This window comes from Paenibacillus sp. J22P165, assembly GCF_059692015.1.
Genome location: NZ_JCAUAP010000039.1, coordinates 1 through 1767 on the forward strand (window position 1 = coordinate 1; position 1767 = coordinate 1767).

Annotated in this window: 1 protein-coding gene; it reads left to right on the plus strand. The window is 44.8% G+C overall.

Features of this window, described 5'->3' with window-relative positions:
* Positions 1 to 95: 95 nt before the first annotated feature.
* Positions 96 to 1382, plus strand: a complete 1287-nt coding sequence (locus tag AC58QM_RS35835; RefSeq protein WP_497289421.1) for an IS110 family RNA-guided transposase — start codon at positions 96 to 98, stop codon at positions 1380 to 1382.
* The last annotated feature ends 385 nt before the right edge of the window (positions 1383 to 1767 follow it).

A 1767-nucleotide genomic window follows, 5' to 3' on the forward strand; every position in this document is an offset into this window, starting at 1 on the left:
GGCTAAGAAATGGCCTTTGTCAAAAAAGGAGCGCCTCGGTATGATGGGTTTGTCCCGGGCTTAAAACCCAACACCATCAAGGAGGCGCTCTTATTATGAATTTTAAACAATCAGAAGTACAAAATCAACGAATTGAACGAATTACCACATCTCATCTTGTTGTAGGTATCGATATGGCTAAGGAAACTCATGTGGCGCAAGCTACGAATTTCCGTGGAATCGTGCTCTCGAATCGACACCTCTCATTTAGTAATACCATAGAAGGCTTTGACAAGCTGCAACGTTGGATAGAGGGAATTCAACAAAAGCACCGTTTGAACCGTGTAATCATTGGCATGGAACCCACCGGACATTATTGGTGGAACTTAGCGAATTGGCTTACAAGCAAAGGCTCGAACGTCGTTCTAGTGAATCCAGCCACGACCAAAAGAAACAAGGAGAATCGCGATAATAGTCCGTCCAAGAGTGATCCGAAGGATGCGCTTGTCATCGCTGACATTGTCAGTCGTGGTTATTATTATGAACATACAAGGCAAGCTCAAGAGTTCCAAAGTTTACGTACCCTGATGAGCGATCGGGAGTTCTGGGTCGCCTACAGCGTCCGGTTGCAGAATCGGATTATCCGTTGGTTAGATATTCGATTCCCAGAGTATACATCGGTGTTTAAGGATTGGTCTTGTAAACGATCTATGGCCACGTTGAAAGAATTACCATTACCGCAAGATCTTGCGTCACGATCCATTCCCGATATGATTACGACTTGGAGAAAGCATATGCACAGAGCAGGCGGTTCTACAGGCACGCAGAAAGCTGCTGAGCTTATTTCTCAAGCCAAGCGGAGCGTGGGGGATGTTACGGCTTTAGCTGAGGCAAAGCGAGATTTAGAACGATTAATCGCAGAGTATGAACGCGTCGTGGAAATGCTAGAGGAGATGCAGAAGGAAATCCTAGCCATACTTAATGAGATTCCGATGGCAAGTCAGCTTCGCTCCATTAAGGGGCTTGGCCCCATCTTTGTTGCAGCGATTTTAGCTGGTGCGGGTGATCTAGGACAGTATGCTCATGGTCGTCAGTTACTGCGAAAAGCCGGACTTAATCTAGCTGAAAGTACGTCGGGAAAACGGAAGGGACAGATCGTCATATCGAAACGAGGAGATTCTACCTTACGTAAATATTTGTTTCTCGCTACCCTACAGCTCATTGGTGTAAATCCTGTATTTCGAGAGTTACATGAGTATAACGTTAAGGTTAAGCATATGAAGAAGCTCAGATCCGTATTTAAACTGCTTGGAAAAGTAGCACGAATCTTGATTAGCATTGTTCAAAAAGGTGAAACATTTACGCCGGAAAAGGCAAGTCACATCATTGCGCAAGCTGCATAAGTCTGCAAATAATACGTAGATTGACTCATTCGCAGGATTTTATAAAGAACGCACGGAGAACCGAGTTCCTGCCCGAGTAGGGCTTTGACCCGTCCGCTAAACGCAATCGGTCTCCACACCTTGGAAAAGTATAACGATGGAATGTTAGGGCTTAGACCCGTAGAGCCATGGGATGGTAAACTTCCAGGTATTCGTGGAATATGCGTGCAGTAGAGTAAAATTTAGGGGAATGGATTTTACGGCTCCTCTGTTCCCGCACGCTTATAAATAAAGAATTTTATCCAAAGGACTTCGTTTTCTAAGTAGTCGTCATTTTCAAGGTAATGAAATCCTGCGAATGAGTGAGAATACGTTAGATAAACCGTTAAAACCGAGGGACGGGCAG